2 protein-coding genes are annotated in these 931 nt (G+C 69.5%); both read right to left on the bottom strand.

What is annotated here, in order from left to right:
• Nucleotides 1-157: 157 nt before the first annotated feature.
• Entirely contained in the window at nucleotides 158-610 is a 453-nt protein-coding gene (locus tag FVW20_RS16920; RefSeq protein WP_196610509.1) for a CBS domain-containing protein, read from the bottom strand.
• Nucleotides 601-931, bottom strand: a 331-nt coding sequence (locus tag FVW20_RS16915; RefSeq protein ID WP_307831618.1) for an ADP-dependent NAD(P)H-hydrate dehydratase, incomplete at its 5' end; no start/stop codon positions are given. The genes FVW20_RS16920 and FVW20_RS16915, both read right to left, overlap by 10 nt.

The following is a 931-nucleotide window of genomic DNA, read 5'->3' as shown; positions in this document are numbered from 1 at the left end:
GCACCGGGCTGGGCCGCAAGGGCCAGCGCCAGGACGCGCCCCAGGCGCAAGGTGTCGCCGGGGCCGGGCAGCCGCAGGGTCAGGACCGTGTCATCCCCGATGGGCTGGTCGGACTGAAGGGGCCGGGCTGAATGCGCTGGGGCCATGCGCCCGACGGCTACGCGCCCGCAAGGGTGCGCAGCACGTCCTCCTTGCCGATGACGCCCACCAGTCCGCCCGCGTCCACCACGGGCAGGGTGTGGTACTTGGAGTCCACCATCAGGCTGGCCACTTCGTCGATGGGCGTTTCAGGCCCCACGGTGACCGGGTCCGGCGTCATGGCCTGGCCCACGTTGGTGGCGGAGATCTTGCGCATCTCCTCGTCCAGGTCGCTCATGGAACGCAGGGGTATGAAGCCGTCAAGCACGGTGAACAGCGTCGGCAGGTTCAGCTTCTTGTGCTGGGCGATGAGGTCGCTCTGGCAGATGACGCCGACGAGGGTTCCCTTGCCGTCCACCACGGGCAGGCCGTTGAACTTGCGTTCAATCATGATGCGGGCCGCTTCGGCGATGCCGGTTTCCGGGGTGACAGTGATGGGGGCGGCGGTCATGATGTCCTTGGCTAGCAGCATGGAGGGTGCTCCTTTCGCGCGCGGGGGATGGCGTCGGCGATTTCGCTCGGGGTGTTGCCCCGTGCGGGGTAGTCGTGCAGCAGCAGTTGCCCGGCCTTGGCATGCAGATATGCGGCAAGGCAGGCGGCCACCTCTGGCGGTGTTCCCTGCGCCAGCAGGGCGCCGGCAAGGCCGGAAAGCACGTCGCCCGAACCGGCGACGGCAAGCGTGGGTGCGGCAAGGGGAATGATGGTGATGGGCCGGTCGCGCCGGGTGACGAGGCTGCCCGCGCCCTTGAGCACGAGCACCCCCGCGCAGCGCGCCGCGAAGGCCCGTGCCGTG

The organism is Nitratidesulfovibrio oxamicus (genome assembly GCF_015731765.1).
GTDB classification, from domain to species: domain Bacteria; phylum Desulfobacterota; class Desulfovibrionia; order Desulfovibrionales; family Desulfovibrionaceae; genus Cupidesulfovibrio; species Cupidesulfovibrio oxamicus.
This window is presented reverse-complemented; position numbering and strand designations above follow the sequence as displayed.